We start from the raw sequence: 5,913 nt of genomic DNA on the forward strand, positions 1-5,913 counted from the left end.
ACCCCCCAGCACCGGCAGATCCACCGTCCGGCACGCCGCCGCAACCCCGACCCGTGCCGCATCCCCCGACGCCAACACCTGGCACCTCTCGTGAAACCGGCATCCAGCCGGGACGCGGCCGGGGTCCGGGGGCTCACCGGCCAGCACCACAGGCGCACCCGGCGCCTCCGGCAGCACCGACAACAGCGCCTGTGTGTACGGATGCTGAGGCGCGGTCAGCACCGACTCCACCGACCCCGTCTCCACGATCCGCCCCAGATACATCACCGCCACCCGGTCCGCGATGTTCCACGCGAGCCCCAGGTCATGCGTGACCACCAGCGCCGAGAGCCCCAACTCCGCCCGTAGCTCAAGGAGCAGCGCCAGGATCTCGCCGCGTACGGACGCGTCCAGCGAGGCCACCGGCTCGTCCGCGACGATCAGTTCGGGGTCGAGCACCAGCGCGCCCGCGATGACGACCCGCTGACGCTGCCCGCCGGACAGCTCGTGCGGATAACTGAGGAAGAAGCGCTCCGGGGGCCGCAGCCCGGCCCGCGCCAGCGCCTCGGCGACCTTGGCGCGCTCGTCACCGCCCGCGCCACCCGCGCCCGCGCCGCCATGGATACGCAGCCCCTCGGCGACGGCGTCGTACACCGTGTGCCGGGGGTTGAGCGAGCCGCTGGGGTCCTGGAGTACGAGCTGCACCCGCCTGCGGTACGCCTTGAGGGCGCGGCTCCTGTACACCAACGGCTCGCCCTCGAAGGCGACCTGCCCAGCGCTCGGCCGCACCAGGCCGAGCAGCGAGCGGGCCAGCGTCGTCTTGCCGCAGCCGGACTCGCCGACCAGCGCGACGATCTCGCCCCGTGCGATGTCGAGGTCGACGCCGTCCACCGCACGGGCCGGGGGCGCGCCTCTGCGTCCGGGGAAGGTGATGTGCAGCCCGGACGCGCTCAGCAGCGGCGGGGGAGTGGCGGGAGTGGTCATCGTGGGCTCCTTGCCGTCGGCACCCCGACATGGACACAGGCCGCGCTCCGCCCGGGGCCCGCGTCCCGCAGCACCTGGTCCTCGGTGGCGCAGGCGGGCAGGGCCACCGGGCACCGGGAGTGGAACGTACAGCCGCCGGGCAGCGCCGACGGGTCGGGCGGATCGCCCGCCAGGCCGTGCGGAGCGTGCCGGGACGCGGGGTCGCCGATCCGCGGGAAGGCGGCGGACAGCGCCTTGCCGTACGGGTGTTGGGCGTCGTCGTACACCTGCCGGGCCGGTCCCTCCTCGACGATCCGGCCCGCGTACATCACCGCGAGACGGTCGCAGGTGTCGGCCAGTACCGCCAGATCGTGGCTGATCATGATCAGGGCGACCTCCTGCTCGGCGACGAGCTGCTCGATCAGCCGCAGGATCTGCGCCTGGATCATCACGTCGAGCGCGGTGGTCGGCTCGTCCGCGACGATCAGCCGTGGATCGCAGGCCAGCGCCATCGCGATCATCACGCGCTGGCGCTGCCCACCGGAGAGTTCGTGCGGATACGCGCGGGCCCGCGCGGCGGGCAGCCCGACCTGTTCGAGCAGCTCGGCGACCCGCCGCCGTGCGCCGTCGGGGGTGGCCGTGCGGTGGACCAGCATCGGCTCGGCGATCTGGTCCCCGATCCGGTGTACGGCGTTCAACGAGTGCATCGCGCCCTGGAAGACGATCGAGGCCTCCGCCCAGCGCACCGCCCGCAGCCGCCCCCACTTCATGGTGCGGATGTCCTCGCCGTCGAGCAGGATCTCGCCGGAGAGTGCCGTGTCGGACGGCAGCAGCCGCAGCAGGGCCAGCGCCAGCGTGGACTTGCCGCAGCCGGACTCGCCCGCGATCCCGAGCTTGTGGCCCGCCTGGAGCGTGAGGTCGACTCCGCGGACCGCGGCGGCCCCGGACGCGTACGTCACGTTCAGGTTCCTGATCTCCAGGAGACCCGGCGAACCCGGCGAACCCGGCGAACCCGGCGAACCCGGTGAACCGGGCGGACTTGGTGGACTCAGCGGATTCGGTGGACCCAGTGGACTCAACGGGATGCTCCCAGCCTGGGGTTGAGTACGGACTCCACGGCCCGCCCGCACAGCGTGAAAGCGAGCGCGACCACGGCGATGGCCAGTCCTGGCGGCGCCAGATACCACCAGTTGCCGGAACTGACCGCGCCCGCCTCACGGGCGTCCTGCAGCAGCCCGCCCCAGGAGACGACCGTGGGGTCGCCGAGTCCGAGGAAGGCGAGGGTCGCCTCGGTGAGGATGGCGCTGGAGATGACGAGCGTGGTCTGGGCGAGCACCAGTGGCATCACGTTGGGCAGTACGTGGCGGCTCATGATGTGGCCGTGGCCGCCGCCCAGCGCGGTGGCCCGTTCGATGTACGGGCGGGACTCCACGGCCAGCGTCTGGGCGCGCACCAGACGGGCGGTCGTCGGCCAGGTGGTGACGCCGATCGCCAGGACCGTCGTCCAGATGGACCGCTCCAGGACGGTGGCCAGCGCGATCGCCAGGACCAGCGTCGGCATCACCAGGAACCAGTCCGTGATCCGCATGATGACGGTCGCGTACCAGCCCCGGAAGTGGCCCGCGGTGACCCCGACGAGCGTACCGATGGCCACCGACAGGAAGGCCGCCAGCAGCCCGACGACCAGCGAGACCCGGGCGCCCCACACCAGCAGATACAGCAGACTGCGCCCGAACTGGTCGGTGCCCAGCGGGAACCGCCCGCTCGGGTCCTCCATCGGCGCACCCGGAGCCCGCGTCACGCTCTGCGCGTCGGGCCCGGTGATCAGCGGCGCCGCCAGCGCGAGCAGCGCGATCACGACCAGTACGGCGAGACCCGCCAGGCCCGCCCGATGGGTGCGGTACTGCCGCCAGAACCGGGCGACGGCCCGTCGTCTGCGGGCCCAGGCGAACGCCCGCGGGCTGCTGGTGCTGCTGCTGGTGGTTTCGGTCGTCATCGGCCCACCCTGGGGTCGAGCAGTGGATAGACCAGATCGGCGAGGGTGTTCATCAGGATCACCGCGGCGGCGAACAGGAAGAACAGGGCCTGCACCAGCGGCAGGTCGGGCACGCTCAGCGCCTGGTAGAACAGCCCGCCCAGACCCGGCCAGGAGAACACGGTCTCGACCAGGATCGCTCCGGCCACGGTGTTGCCCAGGTTCACGAACAGCAGGGTCACGGTCGGCAGCAGTGCGTTCGGCACGGCGTGGCGGCGGCGTACGACGTCATCGCGCAGCCCCTTGGCGCGGGCCGTCGTCAGGTAGTCGCTGCCCATCTCGTCCAGCAGCGAGGACCGCATCACCAGCAGCGTCCGCGCGTACTCGACGGCGACCAGGGTGATCACCGGCAGCGTCAGATGGTGGGCGACATCGAGGACGTACGCGAATCCGCTCTCGCCGCCGGACTCCATACCGCCGGTCGGGAACAGACCGGGGATCGGCCCGACGCCCACCGAGAGCGTGACGATCAGGAGCAGTCCGAGCCAGAAGGACGGCACCGAGTACAGAGTGAGCGCGAACGCGGTGTGGAAGCGGTCGCCGAACCTGCCGCGGCGCCAGGCGGAGCGCGAGCCGAGCCAGATGCCGATGAGCGTGTAGAGGACGAAGGCGGTGCCGGTGAGCAGCAGGGTGGCGGGCAGCGCCTCGGTGATCTTGTCGATGACCGGGGCGCGGAACTGGAACGAGGTGCCGAAGTCCCCGCTCAGGACGCCCGCGCAGTAGTCGGTGAACTGCTGCCACAGCGGCTGGTCCAGGCCGAACTGCCGCCGCAGGGACTCGATCTGCTCGGTGGACATCTGGCGGCCGCCGGTCATGTGCTTGACCGGGTCGCCGGGGATGATCCGGAACAGGAAGAAACTGGTGACGAGTACGGCGAGCAGCGAGATCGCCGCGCCGGTCAGCTTGCCCGCCACATAGCGCAGATAGGCGCGGGTGGTGCGGGCCCGTGGGCCCCGGGCCGACGGCCCGGCCGGAGCCGGGCCGTCGGTGGGCACGCCGTCCGCGCGCTCGGTGAGTTCGCTGAGTTCGCTGAGTTCGGTGAACTCCGTGAGCGGGGGAGTGCTGTCCGCCGCCATCGGCTACTCGCGGTCTTCCGCGGTGGACCGGCGCCGCAGGGCGAGCAGCACACCGCCGGCGGCGAGGAGTACGGCCGCGGCGGCGATGCCGACGACGAGGCCGGTGTTGTCGGAGCCGCCGTTCTGCGAGCCGCTCCCTTCGGCGGCCGGGACCGCCGACCACCAGCTCCAGTAGCCGTCCTGGCCGTAGATGTTGCCCGCGTCCTCGGGCATTGTGGTGATCGACTTGATGTGGTCGGTGCGATAGGCCTCGACCGCATTGGGGTACGCCATGACATTCATGTACCCCAGGTCGTACAGCCGCGACTCCATCCGCTTGACCAGGTCCGCCCGTTTGGCGGGGTCGTACTCGGCGAGCTGCTGGCGGTACAGCGCGTCGTACCGCTTGTCGCAGATGAAGTTGTCGGTCGCGGCGCTGGACTTGGCCTTGGTGGGCAGCGCGTCACAGGTGTGGATGGAGAGGACGAAGTCCGGGTCCGGGTTCACCGACCAGCCGTCGAAGGCGAGGTCGTACTCGCCGTCGTACCAGGGCTTGGAGACGTCGTCGCGGCAGTCGACCTTCAGGCCGATCCCCAGCGCACTCCACCACTCCTGCAGATACTTGCCGATCGCCTTGTCGTTGGGGTCGGTCGCGTGGCACAGGATGCGCAGGTTGAGCGGCTTGCCGTCCTTGTCGACGCGTTTGCCCGCGTTGTTCGACTCGTAGCCAGCCTCGTGCAGGAGCCGGGCAGCCTTCTCGGGGTCGTACGCGAGTTCCTGTGTGGCGGACGGCTCCCAGAAGTAGTCCGAGAACCGCGGCGGGATGTAGCCCGCGCCCTCCACGGCATGGCCCTGGAAGACCTTGTCGACGATCGTCTTGCGGTCGACGGCGTGGAACAGGGCCTGGCGTACGCGCTGGTCGAGCAGCGCCGGATGGCCGTCGCCGAACTTCTTGCCGTCCTTGGTGCGGGCGCCCGGATTGACCGCGAGGGCGAAGAAGCGCCTGCCCGGGCCCTCGTTGACCGCGATGTCCTCGGTCTGCTTCAGGGACTTGGCCTGCGCCGGGGTGAGCGCGGGCTGGCCGGCGACGAAGGAGACCTCGCCCTTGCGCAGGGCGGCGACCGCGGCGTCCTGGTCCTTGTAGTAGCGGAAGACCAGCTCGTCGAACTTGGGCGCGCCGCGCCAGAAGTCCTTGTTGGCCTTGAGTTTGACGAAGCTGTCGACCTTGTAGTCGGTGAGGATGAAGGGGCCGTTGCCGACGATCGGGAACTTCTTGTCGTTGTTGAAGGCGGAGTAGTCGTCGATGTCCTCCCAGAGGTGCTTGGGCAGGATCGGCACGTCGAGGGCGGCCATCGTGGCCTGCGGCTTCTTCAGTTCGATGACCAGCTTGTCGGGGCTGGGCGCGGTCACCTTCTTGAAGTTGGAGACGAAGCTGCCGTTCGCGGTCGCGGCGCCCTCGTCGTCCATCATCGCCTGGAACGTCCAGGCGGCGTCCTCGGCGGTGGCCTTCTTGCCGTCGGACCACGTGGAGTTGTCGCGGATCGTGTAGGTCCACGTCAGCTTGTCGGGTGAGGGCTCCCACTTGGTGGCGAATCCCTCGATGGCCTTGCTGTCCTTCGGGTCGTAGTTGGTCAGGTAGTCGTACATCAGCCGGTGGATGCTCGTACTGACCAGGCGTACGGCGAGGAACGGGCTCAGGGAGTCGACGCTCTGCGCCACCGCGACCGTGAGGGTGGTGGGGTCCTCGGCCTGTGCCTGCGGGGCCGCGGGGTTGAGCGGGCTGGCGAGCGTGGCGGTCAGGCCCAGGGCGGCGGCGCCGGAGGTCAACAGGAGGCGCAGCCTGGTGAGTTTCGGCCGGGGGGACTTGGGGGCCCTGGGGGT

At 70.5% G+C, this 5,913-nt stretch carries 5 protein-coding genes; all 5 read right to left on the bottom strand.

What is annotated here, in order from left to right; all coding sequences use genetic code 11:
• Positions 1-963 (bottom strand): ABC transporter ATP-binding protein (locus U9R90_RS08685; protein WP_411055815.1); only part of this gene is annotated, 963 nt, incomplete at its 3' end.
• Positions 960-1,994: an ABC transporter ATP-binding protein gene (locus U9R90_RS08690; RefSeq protein ID WP_411057682.1), complete on the bottom strand. Its 1,035-nt coding sequence runs from the start codon at positions 1,992-1,994 to the stop codon at positions 960-962. The genes U9R90_RS08685 and U9R90_RS08690, both read right to left, overlap by 4 nt.
• A 23-nt stretch (positions 1,995-2,017) precedes the next feature.
• Complete coding sequence (locus tag U9R90_RS08695) at positions 2,018-2,938, bottom strand: ABC transporter permease (RefSeq protein WP_411055816.1); 921 nt, start codon at positions 2,936-2,938, stop codon at positions 2,018-2,020.
• Positions 2,935-4,053, bottom strand: coding sequence for an ABC transporter permease (locus tag U9R90_RS08700; RefSeq protein ID WP_411055817.1), 1,119 nt, complete (start codon positions 4,051-4,053; stop codon positions 2,935-2,937). The genes U9R90_RS08695 and U9R90_RS08700 overlap by 4 nt, the downstream gene beginning before the upstream one ends.
• Before the next feature lie 3 nt (positions 4,054-4,056).
• A complete protein-coding gene (locus U9R90_RS08705) occupies positions 4,057-5,871 on the bottom strand; it encodes an ABC transporter substrate-binding protein (RefSeq protein ID WP_411057683.1) in 1,815 nt (604 codons plus the stop codon).
• Positions 5,872-5,913: the final 42 nt, after the last annotated feature.

This window comes from Streptomyces sp. E11-3 (genome assembly GCF_046540415.1).
In the GTDB taxonomy this organism is placed as follows: Bacteria; Actinomycetota; Actinomycetes; order Streptomycetales; family Streptomycetaceae; genus Streptomyces.

Coding starts and splice junctions, on each gene's coding strand:
- U9R90_RS08695 (WP_411055816.1), bottom strand. CDS start 2,938: ATGACGACCGAAACCACCAGCAGCAGCACCAGCAGCCCGCGGGCGTTC.
- U9R90_RS08700 (WP_411055817.1), bottom strand. CDS start 4,053: ATGGCGGCGGACAGCACTCCCCCGCTCACGGAGTTCACCGAACTCAGC.